The 17744-nt window shown below is 66.4% G+C and carries 20 protein-coding genes and 2 tRNA genes; 6 read left to right on the top strand and 16 right to left on the bottom strand.

All coding sequences use genetic code 11. The annotated features are described in order from the left end of the window. The first annotated feature begins 101 nt into the window (after positions 1–101). Both cimA and ACOQPD_RS01195 read left to right on the top strand, forming a co-directional pair. Complete coding sequence (cimA, locus tag ACOQPD_RS01200) at positions 102–1703, top strand: citramalate synthase (protein WP_420613086.1); 1602 nt, start codon at positions 102–104, stop codon at positions 1701–1703. Beyond that, positions 1700–2539: an inositol monophosphatase family protein gene (locus tag ACOQPD_RS01195; protein WP_420613085.1), complete on the top strand. Its 840-nt coding sequence runs from the start codon at positions 1700–1702 to the stop codon at positions 2537–2539. Before cimA ends, ACOQPD_RS01195 begins: the two co-directional genes overlap by 4 nt. A gap of 97 nt (positions 2540–2636) precedes the next feature. On the opposite strand, the gene ACOQPD_RS01190 is transcribed toward ACOQPD_RS01195, so the two are convergent. Beyond that, a complete protein-coding gene (locus tag ACOQPD_RS01190; protein WP_420613084.1) occupies positions 2637–3173 on the bottom strand; it encodes an NUDIX hydrolase in 537 nt (178 codons plus the stop codon). 129 nt (positions 3174–3302) lie between these two features. On the opposite strand from ACOQPD_RS01190, the gene ACOQPD_RS01185 reads away from it, so the two are divergent. Beyond that, positions 3303–3881, top strand: a complete 579-nt coding sequence (locus ACOQPD_RS01185) for a GNAT family N-acetyltransferase (RefSeq protein ID WP_420613083.1) — start codon at positions 3303–3305, stop codon at positions 3879–3881. Positions 3882–3922: 41 nt separating this feature from the next. Here the strand turns inward: ACOQPD_RS01185 and ACOQPD_RS01180 are convergent, their stop codons facing one another. Then, the gene (locus ACOQPD_RS01180) at positions 3923–4123 is read right to left on the bottom strand and encodes a helix-turn-helix transcriptional regulator (protein WP_420613082.1); all 201 of its coding nucleotides are present in this window, start codon (positions 4121–4123) and stop codon (positions 3923–3925) included. Between the two features lie 185 nt (positions 4124–4308). Here ACOQPD_RS01180 and ACOQPD_RS01175 point away from each other — a divergent pair, with 185 nt between their 5' ends. Both ACOQPD_RS01175 and infA read left to right on the top strand, forming a co-directional pair. Beyond that, positions 4309–5757, top strand: coding sequence for an MFS transporter (locus tag ACOQPD_RS01175; protein WP_420613081.1), 1449 nt, complete (start codon positions 4309–4311; stop codon positions 5755–5757). A 192-nt stretch (positions 5758–5949) separates the two neighbouring features. Continuing rightward, positions 5950–6171 carry a translation initiation factor IF-1 gene (gene infA / locus ACOQPD_RS01170; protein ID WP_420613080.1) on the top strand — a complete coding sequence of 74 codons (222 nt, stop codon included), beginning with the start codon at positions 5950–5952 and terminating at the stop codon, positions 6169–6171. 120 nt (positions 6172–6291) lie between these two features. Here the strand turns inward: infA and ACOQPD_RS01165 are convergent, their stop codons facing one another. The 3 genes from ACOQPD_RS01165 to ACOQPD_RS01155 all read right to left on the bottom strand — a co-directional run bounded on the left by ACOQPD_RS01165 (position 6292) and on the right by ACOQPD_RS01155 (position 8202). Then, positions 6292–7026, bottom strand: coding sequence for a sulfite exporter TauE/SafE family protein (locus ACOQPD_RS01165; protein WP_420613079.1), 735 nt, complete (start codon positions 7024–7026; stop codon positions 6292–6294). Between the two features lie 6 nt (positions 7027–7032). Then, positions 7033–7512, bottom strand: coding sequence for a proteasome activator (locus tag ACOQPD_RS01160; RefSeq protein ID WP_420613078.1), 480 nt, complete (start codon positions 7510–7512; stop codon positions 7033–7035). Between the two features lie 108 nt (positions 7513–7620). Then, the gene (locus ACOQPD_RS01155; protein WP_420613077.1) at positions 7621–8202 is read right to left on the bottom strand and encodes a CDP-alcohol phosphatidyltransferase family protein; all 582 of its coding nucleotides are present in this window, start codon (positions 8200–8202) and stop codon (positions 7621–7623) included. Between the two features lie 192 nt (positions 8203–8394). Between ACOQPD_RS01155 and ACOQPD_RS01150 the strand changes: the two genes are divergently transcribed. Then, positions 8395–8467, top strand: a tRNA-Arg gene (locus ACOQPD_RS01150). 7 nt (positions 8468–8474) lie between these two features. Here the strand turns inward: ACOQPD_RS01150 and ACOQPD_RS01145 are convergent. From ACOQPD_RS01145 to ACOQPD_RS01095, 11 genes are all read right to left on the bottom strand, one after another. Continuing rightward, complete coding sequence (locus ACOQPD_RS01145; RefSeq protein WP_420613076.1) at positions 8475–8885, bottom strand: hypothetical protein; 411 nt, start codon at positions 8883–8885, stop codon at positions 8475–8477. Positions 8886–8892: 7 nt separating this feature from the next. After that, complete coding sequence (locus ACOQPD_RS01140; RefSeq protein ID WP_420613075.1) at positions 8893–9951, bottom strand: CvpA family protein; 1059 nt, start codon at positions 9949–9951, stop codon at positions 8893–8895. 3 nt (positions 9952–9954) lie between these two features. After that, positions 9955–11244: an AI-2E family transporter gene (locus tag ACOQPD_RS01135; protein ID WP_420613074.1), complete on the bottom strand. Its 1290-nt coding sequence runs from the start codon at positions 11242–11244 to the stop codon at positions 9955–9957. Between the two features lie 61 nt (positions 11245–11305). Further along, complete coding sequence (locus tag ACOQPD_RS01130) at positions 11306–12151, bottom strand: hypothetical protein (RefSeq protein WP_420613073.1); 846 nt, start codon at positions 12149–12151, stop codon at positions 11306–11308. Positions 12152–12228: 77 nt separating this feature from the next. Next, positions 12229–12804 (bottom strand): LytR C-terminal domain-containing protein, encoded by a 576-nt coding sequence (locus ACOQPD_RS01125; RefSeq protein WP_420613072.1) that lies wholly within the window; start codon positions 12802–12804, stop codon positions 12229–12231. A gap of 63 nt (positions 12805–12867) precedes the next feature. Continuing rightward, a complete protein-coding gene (locus tag ACOQPD_RS01120) occupies positions 12868–13098 on the bottom strand; it encodes a DUF3263 domain-containing protein (protein WP_420613071.1) in 231 nt (76 codons plus the stop codon). An 80-nt stretch (positions 13099–13178) separates the two neighbouring features. Next, a tRNA-Thr gene (locus ACOQPD_RS01115) sits at positions 13179–13251 on the bottom strand. Between the two features lie 119 nt (positions 13252–13370). Further along, complete coding sequence (locus ACOQPD_RS01110; protein ID WP_420613070.1) at positions 13371–14093, bottom strand: ABC transporter ATP-binding protein; 723 nt, start codon at positions 14091–14093, stop codon at positions 13371–13373. Then, positions 14093–14875 (bottom strand): ABC transporter ATP-binding protein, encoded by a 783-nt coding sequence (locus ACOQPD_RS01105; RefSeq protein ID WP_420613069.1) that lies wholly within the window; start codon positions 14873–14875, stop codon positions 14093–14095. Before ACOQPD_RS01105 ends, ACOQPD_RS01110 begins: the two co-directional genes overlap by 1 nt. Continuing rightward, positions 14875–16635, bottom strand: coding sequence for a branched-chain amino acid ABC transporter permease (locus ACOQPD_RS01100; RefSeq protein ID WP_420613068.1), 1761 nt, complete (start codon positions 16633–16635; stop codon positions 14875–14877). Before ACOQPD_RS01100 ends, ACOQPD_RS01105 begins: the two co-directional genes overlap by 1 nt. Continuing rightward, complete coding sequence (locus ACOQPD_RS01095; RefSeq protein ID WP_420613067.1) at positions 16632–17729, bottom strand: branched-chain amino acid ABC transporter permease; 1098 nt, start codon at positions 17727–17729, stop codon at positions 16632–16634. Before ACOQPD_RS01095 ends, ACOQPD_RS01100 begins: the two co-directional genes overlap by 4 nt. Positions 17730–17744: the final 15 nt, after the last annotated feature.

Below are 17744 nucleotides of genomic sequence, written 5' to 3'. Positions count from 1 at the left end.
GGCATAGGGAGACGACCCTGTGCCCGCAGCCCTGCGCCCCGGCGCAGGGCTTTTCATTTGGCAACGAACGTTCCGCCGACCGTCACGAGAGGGAGGCACGAATGGCACATCCCCGACTCGAAATATACGACACGACCCTGCGCGACGGGGCGCAGCAGGAGGGCATCTCGCTGACCGTTTCCGACAAGCTGCGGATCGCCACCCTGCTCGACGACCTCGGTGTCGGCTATATCGAGGGCGGATGGCCCGGGGCCAACCCGAAGGACAGCGAATTCTTCAAGCGGGCCCGTTCCGAGCTCAACCTCAGTACCGCCTTCCTCACCGCGTTCGGCGCTACCCGCCGGCCTCGCCGATCTGTCGAGGGAGATCCTCAGATGCTCAACCTGCTCGAAGCGGAGACGGAGGCGGTGTGCATCGTCGGGAAGGCGTGGGACTACCACGTCCGGGAAGCCCTGCTGACCGACCTCGACGACGGCGTCGCCATGGTCGCCGAGTCGGTGGCATACCTGAAACGCCACGACCGGCGGGTCTTCTTCGACGCGGAGCACTTCTTCGACGGATACCGGTCGAACCGCGACTTCGCCCTGAGCGTGCTCCGGACCGCTTTCGAGGAGGGCGCCGAGCGCCTCGTACTGTGCGATACCAATGGAGGAAGCCTGCTGCCGGACATCGCCGACGCCATCGACGGAGTCCGGCAAGCCCTACCCCACGCCGAGCTAGGAGTGCATTTCCACAACGACGCCGGCTGCGCGGTGGCCTCCTCGCTGGCCGCGGTCGAGATGGGGATCCGTCAGGTACAGGGGTGCATCAACGGCTACGGGGAGCGAACCGGAAACGCCGACCTCTCCACCATCCTGCCCGACCTGGTGCTCAAGATGGGAGTCCCGGTGCTCGATCCGGACCGGCTCGAGACGCTGTCGCCCATCGCCCACCACATCGCGGAGATCGTCAACGTCAGCCTCGACCCCCACAGTCCGTTCGTGGGCGCGTCGGCCTTCACCCACAAGGCCGGCTTGCACACTTCGGCCCTGGCCCGGCGTCCCGACGCCTACGAGCACCAGAACCCGGCTCAGGTAGGCAACCGCACCCGCACGGTGGTCTCGGAGTTGTCAGGCCGCTCGACCATCCTCGCCAAGGCTCGTGACCTGGGCATCGCTCTCACCGGCAGCCAGGCCGCCCGGGTGCTGGACGAGATCAAACACATGGAGAACCGGGGTTATCACTTCGAGGCGGCCGACGGATCGTTCGAGTTGATGCTTAGGCAGGCCGGCGGATGGTCGCACGACTACTTCGAGTTGGAGTCGTTCCGGGTCTCGACCGAGCATCGGTCCGACGCGCTGGTCATGGCGGAGGCTACGGTCAAGATAGTGATCCGGGGCGAGCGGGTGATAAGGACCGGCGAGGGCAACGGACCGGTCAACGCCCTCGACCACGCCCTGCGGGAAACGCTCAGGAACCACTACCCCCAACTCGACACCCTGCGCCTCACCAACTACAACGTGCGCGTCCTGGACGCCACCGCATCGACCGCCGCGGTGGTGAGGGTCTTCATCGAGATGAGCGACGGCCCCTCGACCTGGGGCTCCATCGGGGTGCACGAGAACGTCATCGAAGCCACGTGGGAGGCGATGGCGGACGGGATCGTCGTCGGCCTGCTCCGGGCCGGAGCGGAACCGGCCGGCGCGGCCGGTAGCGGATCGTGAGCCTCCCCGCTGACCCGTCGCAGGATGGCCCCACGCCCCGTGGAGCACGGACCGGCGATCCTGAACCGCCCACCGGACCTCCGGTTGAAGAGTCGCTGCTCGAGGAGGCCGTCCACCTGGCCCGGTCGGCCGGACACCTCACGCTGCGCTGGTATGACGGATCCGCGGAGGTGATGGTCAAGGGAGACGGGAGCCCGGTCACGGAGGCCGACCGGGCCGCCGAGCGGCTCCTCCGCACCGAACTGGCCCGGCGCTTCCCGGCCGACAGCATCGTCGGGGAGGAGTATGCGGACACAGTGGGGGCGTCCGGGCGCACCTGGTTCATAGATCCCATCGACGGCACCCAGTCCTTCATCCGGGGCGTACCGCTCTTCGCCACCTTGCTCGCTCTCGAGGATGAGCACGGCGTGGCGGTGGGGGTCATAGACCTTCCCGCACTGGGGGAGACCATGGCGGCGGGCCGGGGCCGGGGCTGTTACCTGAACGAACGGGCCGTATCGGTGCGCCGCCGATCCGACCTGGAAGGCGCCGCATTGTGCACCAGCGGGTTCGACCTCCTTCCCGGGGACATGGCCGAACGCCTCCACGCGGGCCCGATGATCCTCCGGGGATGGGGCGACGCCTACGGCTACAGCCTGGTGGCATCCGGGCGAGTGGACGCCATGCTCGACCCGATCGTCAACGCGTGGGATGTGGCGCCGATGATGGTGATCCTCCCGGAGGCCGGCGGCCGGTTCACCGACCTATCCGGAGAACCGTCGTTCCGGTCCGGAACCGGACTGGCGACCAACGGGGACCTCCACGATACGATCCTGGACCTGGCTACCGGTCGGTAGCCGCCGCGGGCCGGTCACCATCGTCCCGGCCCGACGACTCCGTGAGACAGCGTGGGCACACCCGTGGATGGGACGCCGGCCGGCGTCCCATCCACTGTCAGGAGGCCTCCAGGCCGATCAGCCGGCGAACCATCCGGGCAGTCGCCCCCCACAGGGTGTCACCATCGAGGTCGTATATGAACACCTCGTGGCCCTTCCACGACTCGGTGCGCCAGCGGGACTCGTCAAGCAAGGAACCGATGGTCGGAGTGTGGATCTGATCCACCTCGTTCGGATCGGGTCGCAGGCTCGGAACTCCTGGGAGCCTTCCGACCACCGGCACCACCAGCCGCGGGTAGCTGACGGTGTGGATCGCTGGCAGGTAACCGAGCACCTCTACGGTGGCCGGCTCGATGCCGACCTCCTCCCATGCCTCCCGAAGTGCGGTGTCGAGCGGCCTCTCCCCCGGCTCGGGCTTGCCTCCAGGGAAGGCGATGTCCCCGCCGTGGGTGGGCATGTGGAGCGGGCGGCGGATCAGGACCAGCCTGAGATCATCGCCGTCCCGGTACAGAGGTGCCAGTACCGCCGCCTGCTGGCTGCCGGTGCCGGGGGGCGGATCGGGCAGGAGGCGGCCGAGATTCCAGGTGCCGTCCATCAGGAAATGTTAAGCCATCCCCGGAGCCGGACAGCGCGGTGGCCCGCCGGGCCGGATAGTCTCGCGACTGCGATGCGAATCCCGGCCCGAGACCTGCTACCTCCGTTCGAGCGCTACACGGAGCGTTTGATGCTCCGGCCCTTCAAGCGGCGTGACATCGAAGCCTTGTACACCGCGGTACGCGACTCCCAAGCGGAGTTGGCCGAATACCTGCCCTGGGCGACCAAGACCTTCACACGATCCGGAGCGGCCGGCTTCGTCAGGGAAAGTATGCGCTCGTGGCGCGAAGGCAAGGCCTACGACTTCTCGATCCGTCTCCTGGAGAGACCCGAGCGCCACGTCGGCAACATCAGCATCTGGCATGTCTCCAGAAGCTCGCGATCCGGCGAGATCGGTTACTGGATCAGAACAGAGGATACGGGCCGGGGCATTGCCACCGAGGCCACCCGTGCGGCGCTCCGGATCGGGTTCGAAGATCTGTCCATGCACCGCATGGTCCTTCGGGTGGCGGTGGGCAACAAGGCCAGCGAGAGGGTGGCTACGAAACTCGGGTTCGTGCGCGAAGGGGTGTTACGCGAGGAGATACAGGTGGGTGGTCGATGGATGGACCATTCGGTCTGGGGCCTCCTCGACCACGAGTACCGGCGCCTGATTCGGACTGGCCGCGGCCCCGACGACCGGGACTACAGCGGCCCGGGCGGCCGATAGGCCAGGACACGATAACTACCTGGCCTATCCACTAACGAGCCTTACTGGGTGCTTTCGGTGCTCGCCGGATGAGCCCGGACAAAGTCCAGCACCTCGCTACGGAAGAACTTGAATGTCCTGCCGCCCGGAAGGCGATAAGCCGGAAGGCGGCCTTCCCTTGCGTACTTCCTGATCATCTGGACGTCCATGCCCAGGAGCTCGGCCACCTCGTTGGCGCCGAGAATCTTGTCTTCGCTTTGCATCAGCCCGCTTTCTTGGTCGGATACCATGAAGGTTACGTGTCGTGACCCGAGGAGACCTCTGACCCCTTCGGTCAAAGCCCGCCTCTCGTGGGTAACTAGGATAGTTTAGCGTAATTCTATGACTATTGCCAGCAGGGGCTCGAGACATACGCCGGGAGAGGCGCGACCATACCGGAAATGTACGAATGACCAGGCTCTTTAGAGCTCACAACAAGGCTCGTGTCGCCTATACGATAACGATCTTCGTAGTCCTGTCGTCCCTGGACAACGCTGCAATCGCGCTCTATCCGGTGCTCACGAATGTAATAGCCGCCGACCTGGGGGAAGGCACGGCCGGCGTCGCGCTGGTCACCGCTCTGGTCATCCTCGTAACCGCGCTTACCGCCGTGGGCTGGGGGTATCTCGGAGATCGGTCGCGACGCAAACCCCTGCTCTTCTGGGCCACGCTGGCATGGTGCGGTGGGCTGGTGCTGGCGGCAGGATCGGACTCCCTCGCCGAACTGGCGCTGTGGTCGGTGCTGGTCGGCATCGGTCTGGGCGCTATCGCCTCGGTCGGTTTCTCGGTGATCTCCGACTTCATCCCTCCGGCGCGCCGGGGTCTGGCGATGAGCTTCTGGGGACTATCCCAGGGCGCCGGCGGCTTCCTCGGCATCCTGGTGGGCGGCGTTGTCGGGGCATCCGACTGGAGACGCCCGTTCGTCGGGTTGGCGTTGGTCGGCGCCGCGGTCGCCCTCCTGTACCTGACCACCGCCGAGGCGCGCCGGGGCCGGGCGGAGCCGGAGCTGGCCGAGGCCCTCGCCGCCGGCGGAGCCTACGAATACCGCATCGAGCGGTCCGACATAAAGAAGCTTCTCAGGACACGAACCAACCCGTGGCTCGTGCTGCAGGGCCTGACCGCCCAGTTGGCCTACGGATCGTTGGTCTGGGTGCCCTTCCTCTATCAGAGCAAGGTAGAGGCTGACGGGTACGACCTCGCCACGGCCACGGCGGTGGGAGCCGTCTTCGGCGCAATCTTCCAGTTGGGCGGGGTTACATCCATCCTCGCGGGGCACCTGGGCGACCGCCTGCAGCGCAGGACCGCCCGGGCCCGCGCCGCCATCTCCGCAACCGGTGTCCTGGGCGCCATCCCGTTCTTCGTGGCCTTCTTCTTCATCCCGTTGCGCGGCCTCGACATCCCCGCCGACCAGGGCAGCATGGCCATCGTCCTGGCCACGCTCGGCAGCGTGGTCACCAACCCTTACGCGGCGAGCGCATTCCTGCTGTGCCTTGCGGCCGTCATTCTCACCTCGGCCGACTCCCCCAACTGGTTCGCCCTCATCTCCGACGTGAACCTACCCGAGCATCGGGGGACCGTTTTCGGGCTCGCCAACCTGTCCAACGGCGTGTCGCGGGCAGCCGGGAACGGCCTCACCGTGCCGGTGGCCGGGCTGCTTGCCGCCAGCTTCGCTGCGCCTTTGAACTACGCCATCGGCCTAGCCCTCTTCCAGGTCTTCTTCATCCCGACGGGCCTGTGCTACTGGATGGCATCCCGTACGTGTACCGACGACATCGCCAGGGTGCGGGCGGTGCTGGCCGAGCGAGGGCGCCGGGCGCTCGGCCGGATTCCCGACCCGGTTGATGAGACACCCGGCTGAGCAAGCACCTCCGGCGCCACCCGCAATGCGTTAGCCTTGGCCGGTGAGGCCATAGCTACGAGGAGGATGACGGGCAACTTCCTGAGGGCCGGACAACGGACCGCGCTACCGGGAGGACCGTGGCCGTCCTGCCCCCGTTCGTCCAGCATCCACCCGGAGCCCGGCCACATTCCGCTACAGAAGGGACCCTTCTTGCCCAAAGATGACGTGCTGCGGGTTCAGGGCAGCGTTGTCGAGACCCTGCCCAACGCCATGTTCAACGTGAAAATCGACGGTGGCCTCGAGGTGCTGGCCCGAGCCTCGGGCAAGATGCGACGGGGACGGTTCATCCGCATCCTGCCGGGCGACCGAGTCGACGTGGAGCTGTCCGCCTACGACCCCAGCCGCGGACGCATCGTCTGGCGATACAAGTAATAACCGGCTGCCGAACCCGTCAATACCTTCAAGCACTCGTAGGGCGCAAGGTTCCTGACCTCATCCTTATACGTATCCGGATGGCGCGCCGGATGTCGATCGGCGGCGTGGGGCCACCGGCTACGTGAACATCATCCTGATTGCCGCCCCCACCGCAGCGACCACCAGCACCCACCTCGCCCAGACCGACCCCTTGCTCACCGCCAGCCGGGCGGCCAGGTAGGCGCCCGACGAGAATCCGAAGGCCAGGATCACTCCGAGCCCCAGATCCACGTGCCCGGCCCAGAAGTAGAACGGCAGGGCAACCAGTGTGTACGTGCCGATTATCACGACCTTGGCGCCATTCCCCCTCAGCATGCTGAAACCGGAGCCGAGCACCAGGGCGGTCAGCAGGAGGATCCCGACGCCGATCTGGACGAACCCTCCGTAGAATCCGATCAGGAAGAAGGCGATGGCCCGACCGGCAGGCCCCAGCCGGGACGGTGCCTCCTCCAGCCACTGTTTGGTATTGACCACCGCCGAGACCGCCACCAGCAGCAGCACGACAGCGAAGACTCGCTGCATCCCGTCCGGGGATATCCGGGTGGCTACCCATGCTCCCAGACCGGCGCCGGCCAGGACGGGTGGTAGCAGTACCTTTACCTTGCTCCAGGGGACCGAGTCTCCCCGCTGGTACGCGGCGAGGCCGGCCAGGTTGGCGAACAGCACCGGCACCCGGTTGGTGCCGTTGGCGATGTTGGCGTCGGACATGATGGTGAGCAGCGGGATGGTCAGGGCCGATCCCCCGCCGGCCACCGCGTTGATGAAGCCGGTGGCGAACCCGGCCAGCAGGAGTAGGACGAGCTCCGGGGTCACGTGCGGTTACAGATAGAGGCCGCCTCCGCCGTGGTCCTCATCTGGTGGAGGGCCGCCCCGGATCTGCTTCAACTGGGCGCGGGCGGCCATCTGCTGGGTCATGATGGCGGCCTGGATGCCGTTGAACAGACCCTCGAGCCACCCGATCAATTGAGCCTGGGCCACCCGTATCTCGGCTTGGGTCGGAACTCCCTCATCCAGGGGAACGAACACCTCGGCCAGTTCCTCCCGCAGATCTTCGGTCAACACCGTATGGAGCTGCTCCAGGGTGGCATCGAAGACCGCCTTCAAACGGGCTCGCCCCTCCTCATCGAGCGTGGCGGTCCTGACCTCTTCCAGCATGGACCGGGTCATCGAGGCGATCCGGAGCAACTTGGCGGGCTCTTCTATCCGGTCCGGAAGATCCTCCTCCTCGGTGGAGGTCTCCACCACCACCAGGCCGCTGTCCGATGCCTGGGCGTCGGTGTCCTTGCGGTCATCGGTCATGGGGTCTTCTCCATATCGATCGGCAGACTGGGACGGAGAGGGAACTCCTGAGGGGAGAGAGGCGAGATTATCACGATTCGACACCTTCCCTCCGCACGCCGCGGATTCTCATTCCGCCCAGTCGTCAACGACCAGGCCACGATTCCGGCGGCGCCCCGACAGCATTGCACCGGCGCCCGCCCAGAAAGCCGGCAGAAGCACACCCCAGAACCTCTTCCAGCTGGCCCCGACGAATACGATCACGTGCAAGACGCCCAACCACCACAAGTCGGCCCAGAAATACATCGCCACGATGAACATCCCATACTGGACGGCGACGCCCACCATGACCGCGGCGGGGTTGGAGAGCAGAACCGACATCACCAGAACGACGGCGGCAAGGGGCACGGCCACCCACCACGAGAAGTAGCCTGCCAATCCCAAACCCAGGCCCATCGCGCTGGCCAGCCAGGCATCAGCACGCAGATCCCAGTCCTTCAAGCGGCTTTCCCGGTCAGCCTTGCGGGCCATGCGGCCGTCGAGGAAGTCGGTCCACCAGGCGACGACTGCCACGAGGACCGCGGCGTCCAAGCTGCGGATAGACACCAGCCAGAGCATGATCGGAGCGCTCATCAGGCGCGCCAGCGTGAGAAGGTCGGCGAAATCTGCCCGATCGAGGCCGGTCCCCGCCCCGGATGTGTCCCTATCCATGGCTGCTTCCGTCCGCTAACGCTGCTTCAGCATCATAAACGAGGACGGCCGCAATGATCACGGCACGAGAAGTCAACCGCACGGAGCCGACGCTTACCGGCCGGTCGCGATCCTCCGACAAATACCCCGCTGCTCAGGCTGATCAAGGGCTCCGCTAGCATCGGCGGTCCTCATCCGACCTTCACCGATCCCGCCCGCGTAGCTCAGGGGATAGAGCAACCGCCTCCTAAGCGGTAGGTCGCAGGTTCGAATCCTGCCGCGGGCGCACCGCGTCAGGCCGGCCGAGTCATGGCTGCTGCCTTGGTGGCTCCCCAGGCAAGGTGGGCGCTCCAGGCTGCTTCTCCCAGGTCGTGCGACGACGCGGGTGCAAGGTCGAACAAGTCTCCGGGCAATGCGTTGGCCACCAGGTCGTTTCGAGGCACAGGCTGGAACCCGGCCCTCTCTAGTACCGCGGTGGGGAACCTCAGGGCCTCCTGGAACAGCTCGAGTGGACCCCGGTCCTGGCTGGCAAAGGGCCGTCCGAGCAGGTCCGGGAGGGCCGTCTCCAGCCATCGACGGCCCTCGTCGATGGCGCCGCCCAGGCCCGGTGGAGAATCCTGGCCGAGCCGAGCCACCCTGTCCCGGACGTACGGAACGTAAGCGTCCACCAGCGAGGAGCACAGTTCGGCAGCGACCGGGGTCATCTGCCGGTCATCCTGTGAACACCTGCACCACCATCAGCCCGAGCGGACCGTCATGCGCCGAGATTCCCACGCGGGTGAAACGTGGCTCCAGCATGGTGGCGCGATGGCTCGGCGATGCCGCCAGGCCGGCATGGACGCCGTCCACGGTCGGGTTCAGAGCCAGGTTCTCGCCCGCCACCCTGAACGGGATCCGCTCGGCCGCCAAGCGATCCGCAACCGATCCGGTCGCCGGTGAGACGTGGGAGAAGTAGCCCTCCGCGTACATCTCGGTTCCGTGCCCGTCGGCAATCTCAGCCAGAGCGGCCGACCAGGCGAGCGGTTCCTCGCCGGCTTCGATCCGCAACAGGTTGAGCCGGTCCAGCAGCTCGACGGCCAGATCGGGGCGAGCCTCCACCAATCCACCGACCGGGGCAATCTCCACCCGATCATCCCCATCGAGTATGACCAACCGGTCCAGCAACTCGATAACAGGAAGGGTGCCCTCCCCCATCGGTTCGCCGGCAGGGGAAACATCCGGCCCGTCATCCCCCTCGTGCAGCGCCGCACTCGCCTCAGACAGTTTCCTGAGGTTCAGGTACGACTCGAGGATGCGGTCGCCCAGAAACCGGCTGATGCCCGGGGTGAAGCGCGGCGCCTCGGATGTGACCAGGGCGACCGTCCTGGACTGATCGAGCAAGGGCCCCATCGACGACGGAAGGTAGGGCGTGCTCGCAAGAGCCAGGATCAGCAGACCGGCCACCAGCACGAATGCTGCCGCCGACACGAGGGCTCCGCCGATCCGATCCAACAATCGGACCGGTCCCAGTAGGGCGAGGAGCCGGCTGACCAGCAGGCGGCCCGCCAGGAACACGCCCAGGAATACCACCGCTGAAGCGATGAACCGCGACGTCAGGGGGCTGGCGCCGGTCCACGACTCGACCACGCCCTGCCCGATAGGCCCGGCCCGGTATCCCACCACGATCCCGACCACCAGGAGCACCAGACCGGCTGCCGCGCCCAGCATTCCCCGCCGGTAACCGCGCATGACGGCCAATCCCAGGCCTGCCAGCACCAGGATGTCCAGCATGGGTCAGGTATCCGTCAAAGAAGCGCTCTCGCCGGATCCTGTCCGGTCCGGATCGGCTGTATCGTTACCGGCGGCGGCCGGCCCTGCCTCATCCTCTCCACTGGCCTTGCTCGTTTCCGCCCCACCACGACGGAAACGCTCCCGCAAGGGCTCCACCTCGTACTCGACCACCACGGCCGAAGCAGCTTGCTCCCAGGACTCTCCGAGCACCCGGGTGCGCCAGAGATGGCCGATGATGATCTTGAAGACTGCGGTGGTCGGAACGGCGATGAGCACGCCCAGCAGGCCACCGATGGAACCACCGGCCAGCAACGCCAGGATGATGGTGACCGGGCTCAGGTGGACGGCCACCCGCAGCACCATCGGACTCACCAGATGGTTGTCGAACTGCTGGATGATGAGGAAGGCGACAACAACCCACAGGGCCCGGATCGGGTCTCCCACGATCAGCGCGGTCGCCACGCCGAGTGCCCCTCCCACCCATGGACCGATGAAGGGCACGATGTTGAGCAGCCCGGCCAGCAGGCCGACGATCAACCAGAACGGCAGATCGAGCACCCACAGCACCGTACTGGACAGGACTCCGACGATGGCCGCCACCACCAATTGGCCCCGGACGAAGCCTCCCAGGGCCTTGCCCACCTGCCGGGCCAGATGGACCACTTCGGCCCTATCGGTCGCCGGAATCAGGCGCTCCGCCGCCCTCCGGAGATTGTGCGCATCCACGATGATGTAGAAGGCCAGTACGGGGGCGAGCAGAACGACCACCACCCCCTCTGCCAGCCCTCTGGCGATCTCCCCCACCCGGGAGAGTCCCTCCAGAATCACCTCGCGGTTGGAAGGATCCGAGAACCAGCCGACCAACTCGTCGGATATCGAATCGACGCCCGCCAGCTCGACCGGCAGGTTGAGGGACGCGGCCAGATCGGCGACCACGTTGAAGGTGCTGTCGATCACCTCGGGGACATGGTCTACCAACTCCACAGTCTGGCGGCTGATAATCGGTACGAGCAGCACGCCGATCAGCACCAGTACGCCACCGAGCACCAGGTACACGAGGCATCCCCCCGCCACCCGGGGAATCCTGTAGCGCTCGAGGAAATCGATGAACGGTTTGACCAGGTAGACGAGGAGCACGGCGAAGATCAGCGGCGCCCAGATGATCCGCACCTGGTAGACGGCCCAGGCCACGAGGGCGACTACCACGAAGATGCCGACGATGCTCCAGGCCGCAACGCCTACGCCGCGCAGCCAGTCGTCCCTGGTGAGCCTTTCCCGGTCCTGCTGATTCACTCTCGCCTGATCTCTCGCCGCCGGTCAGGTTACCGGCCTGCGGACGGGGTCCCGGGGTTCGTCATACCTGGTTCACCACCACATCCGAGCCGGGGTCGACCTCGATCAGGTAACGGCCGGCTCCGTCACCCAGGTATCTCCTGCCGGCGTCGGTGGGCTCCCACCCCGACCCGACCGTAGCCGGTCCGGACAGGTCCACGGATACCTCTGCTGGAACCTCGACCACCAGGTCGCCCGTCAGCGACGCCGCTACATCGCCGCGGGCCGCGCCGAGGCGGATGACACCGTCCGCCTCCACTCGGAGAGACCTGAGCGACAGGTTCCTGAGATCCGCCTCCACCTCCGCGGCCGCAACCGCAAGCGACCAGTCTCGACCCGGGTTGAGGGCCAGGTTCCAGCCGCCGGATCCGAACCATCCGGCCTCCGACCCTTCCCGGAGCCGTACGTCGAGGTCATCCCCGGTCAGAAGCTCCTCACCCCGGGGAGGAGCCACCGCGCCCGCGGAGGCCAGGCTTGACACCTCGTAGAGGAGCTCGGCGCCTGCCTCCACGACCAGCGCGCCGTCGAGCCGGAGATCGATCGCGGTCGTGGCGATCCGATCGGTGACGGCCGGGCCGTCCAGCCGGTCGGCTGACGACGGCAGCATCTCCCAGCCAACCATGTGCAGTGACAGCGCCACGGCCAGCCAGCCCATCAGCGAATACGGCAGCGCCGGGCCGAGGCCGTAGCCGGGAAATCGCTGCCGCGTGCGGGACACCCGCCGGTGGATGAGCAACACGCCCGCCGTGACGACCCAGCCCGGCCAGAAGGAGACCAGGTCCAGGACCACCGACCGCCTCAGCAAGCCTCCCGCCGCAACCGCCACCCCGAGAAGCAGGGCGACCCCCGCCAGTAAGAGCCAAGCCAACCGAGCCCGCCGCCGCCGGGCTCGGACGTGATGACCTCGCATTGACGGGTAGAAGCCCGGCGTCCCCCCGCCGCTGGTCACTCTCGGTAGCCGGCGCCCAGTACTACGGTGATCGGCGCCCGGGGCGCGTCACCCGGGAATAGCACCAGGTCGGCATCCGGCACCTGTTCGGACAGGATGGCGGCCTCGCGGTCGTATCCCTCCACGTACCAGATGACGGAGGTGTCCAGATTCTCCGAATGATTGTCCGGAGGAACGGTCCGGTACCCCAGGTCGGCCAGTTGATCGGTTAGACGCCCGGCCAATCCGCCCACGGAGGTGGCGTTGAGAACCAGGACTCCTACCTGCGAGGGCGCCCGGACGGGCGGGCGAGGAGGTTCGGTGGTCGTGGTGGTCGGAGCGGCAGTGGTCACAACCGTGGTGGCCGGCGCGGCCGTTGTGGGGGCGGCGGTGTCCGCGACCGTGGTGGCCGGCGCGGCGGTGGCGGCGGTGCCGGCCTCCGCAGGTTCGCCGTCCGCGGAGCCTCCGATCAGCGTCCGAGCGGCGAAGACGGCGCCCACCAAGACCACCAGCCCGCCAAGGGCGAGCAGGCCGGCCCGGCGCAGGTCGCGCCGTAGGCGGCGCTTATCGTCGGAAGCGTGGCGGCCCGGCATCGATTCGTCCGGTCGGTCCCGGCGGTGCGGATCGGATGTATATCGGAGAGGCTTGCCGGCCGGTCACACCGTACCCACCCGGTATCGGGCCGCGTCCAGGGCGCGCGCCCGTATGCGGCGAAGCCGGCGCACCGTGAGAGGGTCATATGCCAGCGCAGCCGGATCGTCCATCAGCTGTTTCAGCAACCGGTAGTAGCGGGCCGGGCCGAACCCGAACGCAACCCGTATGTCGCGGTCCTTGGGACCGGGCAACTGCCACCAGCAACGCTCGAAGTCGAGGAGGTTCCTCTGCATGGATGTGAGCATTTCACGCCCAGCGTATCGGCCAGGCGCTACATAACGGTGGATTTGGTTCGGCCGCCGCCGTGGAACGGAGCCGGGTACCGGAATCGAACCGGTGACATCTTCTTTACAAGAGAAGTGCTCTACCGACTGAGCTAACCCGGCCGAGATCTGAGCGGATTCTAGGAGGGTACTGAAGAAAATCCAGCCAGCCCGGCTGCCGGAGTAGCGAATCCCGGTCTTGGCATCGCCGGCCAACCCGTTCACATCTCTCCAGCACCCTGCTACCCGACTTCACCCAGGTAGGCCTGCCGCATCTCGGGACTGGCCAGGAGATCCCGGCCGGTGCCGGACAGGACGATCCGGCCGGTCTGGAGCACGTAGCCGTAGTCGGCTATGGAAAGGGCCATGTTGGCGTTCTGCTCCACCACGAACACGGTGGTGCCCGCCTCGTTCAACCGGCGGATGATGTCGAAGTTCTGCGCCACGAGCACCGGAGCGAGACCCATCGACGGCTCGTCCATCAGCAGGATCCTGGGGCGAGCCATCAGCGCCCGGCCAACCGCCACCATCTGCTGCTCACCTCCCGAGAGCGTGCCGGCGCTCTGGCCCAACCGTTCCTTCAGCACCGGGAACATGTCGAGGATCCGCTCGTAGTCGGCCGAGAAGTCGTCTGCGCGCAGGTAGGCGCCGATCTCAAGGTTCTCCTTCACCGTCATACGTTTGAACAGCCGGCGGTTCTCCGGAACCATCGAGACTCCCCGCGCTACGACGGCGGCCGTCCGCCATCCGTTGGTCACCTCCCCGTCGATCACCACCTCGCCCGCGGTGGGCATCACCATGCCGAGGATGGTCTTGAGGGTGGTTGTCTTGCCGGACGCGTTGCCTCCCAGCAGGCAGACGATCTGTCCCTCGTGAATCGACAGGCTGACGTCCTTCAGTATGTGGACCGGCCCATAGTGGGTATGGACGTTGCGAAACTCGAGCACCGGCCGGCTGGACTCCATCAGCCAACCTCTGCCGGACGTCCGAGATACGCCTCGATCACCGCCTCGTTGCTCGACACCTCATCGTAGGAACCCTCGGCGATCTTCACGCCGTGATCGAGCACGATCACCCGGTCACTCACGTCCCGCACCACCCGCATGTCGTGCTCGATGATTACCACTGTGAAGCCCCTCTCATCACGGAGCTTTCGGATCAGTCCGGTCAACTCCGCAGTCTCGCGGGGGTTCATTCCGGCCACCGGCTCGTCGAGCAGGAGCAGCTTGGGTTCGCTGGCCATGGCCCGTGCGATCTCCAGACGCCTCCGGTTGGCGTAGGAAAGGGAGAGGGCAGGCTGATCGAAACGGTACCCCACCAGCCTGGTCCCGAAGAAGGAGAGTATCTCCTCGGCGCGGGTCCTGATTTCCGCCTCCTCGCGACGCAGGAAGGGAGTGCGGAGGATGGCGTGGAAGGCACCGGCCCTGGTGCGGCAGTGTTGGGCCACCATGACGTTCTCCAGAACCGTCATGTTGAGGAACAGCCGGACGTTCTGGAAGGTACGCGCGATGCCGGCCTCGGTGATCCGGCTCGACTCGAGACCGACGATGCTCTCCCCCTCGAACAGGATCTCGCCGGAGTCTGGGGGATAGAACCCGGTCACCACGTTGAAGAAGGACGTCTTGCCCGCGCCGTTGGGACCGATCACCGAGACAATCTCGCCCTGGGCGATGCGCAGGTTTACGCCGGCGAGAGCTTCCACACCCCCGAAGGACTTGTGGAGGTTGTGGATGTCGAGCATCACCATCAGCCGGCCTCCCGGCCGCCATCCGGCGCCTCGGCGAAGGTGCCGCTCTTGTCGAGCCAGGCATCCTGGGTCAACTCGTCGGCATGCAACTCCCGAGATCGGCGAACGCTCGGTACCAGCCCCTCCGGCTTGCGGAGCATCATGAAGACCAGCAGCGCGCCGTAGATCAGGAGCTTGAACTCGGCGAACTCCGCCAGCAGGCCCGGCAGGTTGGGCCCGCCCAGCACGCCGATCAGCACCACCGCGCCGACGGCCACTCCCGGGATGTTGCCCATTCCGCCCACGATGACCACCACCAGGATGATGATCGAAACCAGCAACTCGAACGAACTGGGAAAGACCGATCCGAGCTTGGCCGCGAACAGGGCCCCGGCGAATCCGGCCAGGATGGCGCCCACTACGAAGGCGTTCAGCTTGGCCCTCACAATGTTGATGCCCATGGCCGCCGCCACCGTCTCGTCCTCCCGGAGGGCCGTCCAGGCCCGCCCGATGCGTGATTCCTGGAGGGACCACGAGATCCATGCCGCCAGCAGCACGAAGACGAGCGCGAAGTAGAGCACCCCCTCAGGTCCCACCCCGCTCACTTCGGTGAAGCCCAGAGGGATACCGGGGATGTTCTGGACTCCCTGGGCTCCCCCGAAGGTGGGCGACAGCCAGTCGGACAGGAACAGGATCCGCACGATCTCCCCGAAACCGAGCGTGACGATGGCCAGGTAGTCGCCGCGCATCCGGATCACCGGGGTTCCAACCAGCAACCCCGCCAGCGCCGACGTGAGGATGGCCACCGGCAACGCCGCCCACCAGGACCACTCAAGAGTGAATCGGGGCGATAAGGGAGAGGTGAGCACCCCTACGGTGTAGGCGCCCACCGCGAAGAAGGCTACGTAACCCAGATCCAGCATTCCGGCCAGCCCCACCACGATGTTGAGGCCCAGGCCCATGAGCAGGAATAGTCCGACATTGGCGAGCACCTCCGACAGAAGGCTGCCGAGGAGCTGGGGAATGATGATCAGGAAGACCAGCACCAGCACCGCCATCCAGGCCGAGTTCCGGGTCCGCTGCCTGGGATCACCGGCGAAGAGCCGCTCCCTCATCCTCCCGACGCCTCCTCTCGTCCGCTCGGCCACAGCGGCGACAAGGGCCGCCACTGCCAGCGCCGCCCACCACTCGAGCGCCTTCAGGGTGAATACCCGGTCCGCCACCACCTCCAACCGGATCTGACGAAGGATCTGGGAGAACACCTGCTCCAGGAGAGCCACCACCACAACCCACTCCACCGCCAGAATCACTCGCCGACGTACCGAGGCAGGCGGCAGGTGCATCAGGCCACCCACGAGGCCCAGCGCCGCCGGCGCCAGCACCGTGTACGGGAGACCATCCGGAACCCCGAGGCCATGCGTGAGGAGACCGACCAGCTTCACGGAGAACGGCACGAACACGTCGCGCAGGTCGAAGGCGTTGATGACAATGGCAAACAGCGCCAGAACAACCCCGCCGACGAGTCCGGTGACCGCCCCCGCGATCACGTTGTGAAGACCCTTCGCCGGTGCCTCCATGCCCTCCAGCACCGCCACGTTGGTGGACTGGTACCCGGCGACGGGGATGAACCAGAGCAGTAGCAGGTAACCGAGGCTGAGAACCGGGTATATGAGCAGCCGGTCCTCGAAGGCCTCCAGCATCCCGACCGCGGCGGTAAAGGTCATGACGCCACCTGCAATCATCCCCCAGCGGAGCATCCTTCGCCTGTCGATGGTGATCACGCCCGATCCTCCGCGGAGAGCCGCTCACCGAACAGGCCCGAAGGCTTGAAGATCAGCACGAGCACCAGCGCGGTGAACGCCACCACATCCTTGAGTTGCGACACGCCCGGTATGCCGAAGCCGGCCAGCACGAGTTGTGGACCGACCCCTTCGAAGAGCCCCAGCAGCACACCTCCCGCCATCGCTCCTCCGAGGTTCCCGATTCCTCCCAGGACCGCGGCCGTGAAGGCCTTGATCCCCGGGAGGAAGCCGGTGATGAACGACACGCCGCGGAACAGGAGTGCCCACAGCGTGCCCGCCACACCGGCCATGGCCCCGCCCACGGCGAAGGTGGCGACGATGGTGCGATCCACATTGATCCCCATCAGCGCGGCGATCTCCTTGTCCTCGGCCACGGCTCTGATCGACCGGCCGGTTCGGGTCTTCTCGACGAAGAGGTACAGGGCGATCATCGTCACGACCGCCACCACGATGACGGCCAACTTGGTCCCCTCGATCTCGAGATCGAGGAACCCGATCCGGGCCCGCAGGTAATCGGGAGGCGGTGGGTAGTTCTTGACAGCCACCCCGAAGAGGCCCGCAAAGGTGTACTGGAGGAAGAACGAGATGCCTATGGACGTGATGAGCGGGATAAGGCGGGGCGCGTCCCGGAGCGGCCGGTACGCCACTCGCTCCACGATCACCGCCACGAGCGTCGAGGCCAGGATCGACGATGCCAGCACCAGCAGGATGGAAAGGACGAAGTTGGTATCCCAGAAATGGATGTCCCACAGGTAGTTGGCCACGAAGAATCCGACCATCCCACCCGACATGAACACCTCGCCGTGGGCAAAGTTGATGAAGCCCAGCACGCCGTAGACCATCGAGTAACCGAGGGCGATGAGGCCGTACATGGCGCCCTGGGCGATCCCGGCCACCACCAGGTCGCGCCAGGCTTCTCCGGTCGGACCCTCACCGTTGATGCCTTTAACGACAGTTCCCGCTATCCCCCAGATGAGTAACACTATCGCCGCGATACGCACGGCGAGGAGGAAGGAGTCAACCCAGCCCGGCCTTCTTCGCCGTGGTAACCGGGTGGCAGCGGCTGAGGTCATGGCCGGACTCTAGTT

Origin of the sequence: Candidatus Spongiisocius sp., from assembly GCF_965221825.1 — a bacterium.
Taxonomy (GTDB): Bacteria; Actinomycetota; Acidimicrobiia; order Spongiisociales; family Spongiisociaceae; genus Spongiisocius.
Note: the sequence above shows the minus strand (reverse complement) of the source record. Positions and strands in the feature narration are given on the sequence as shown.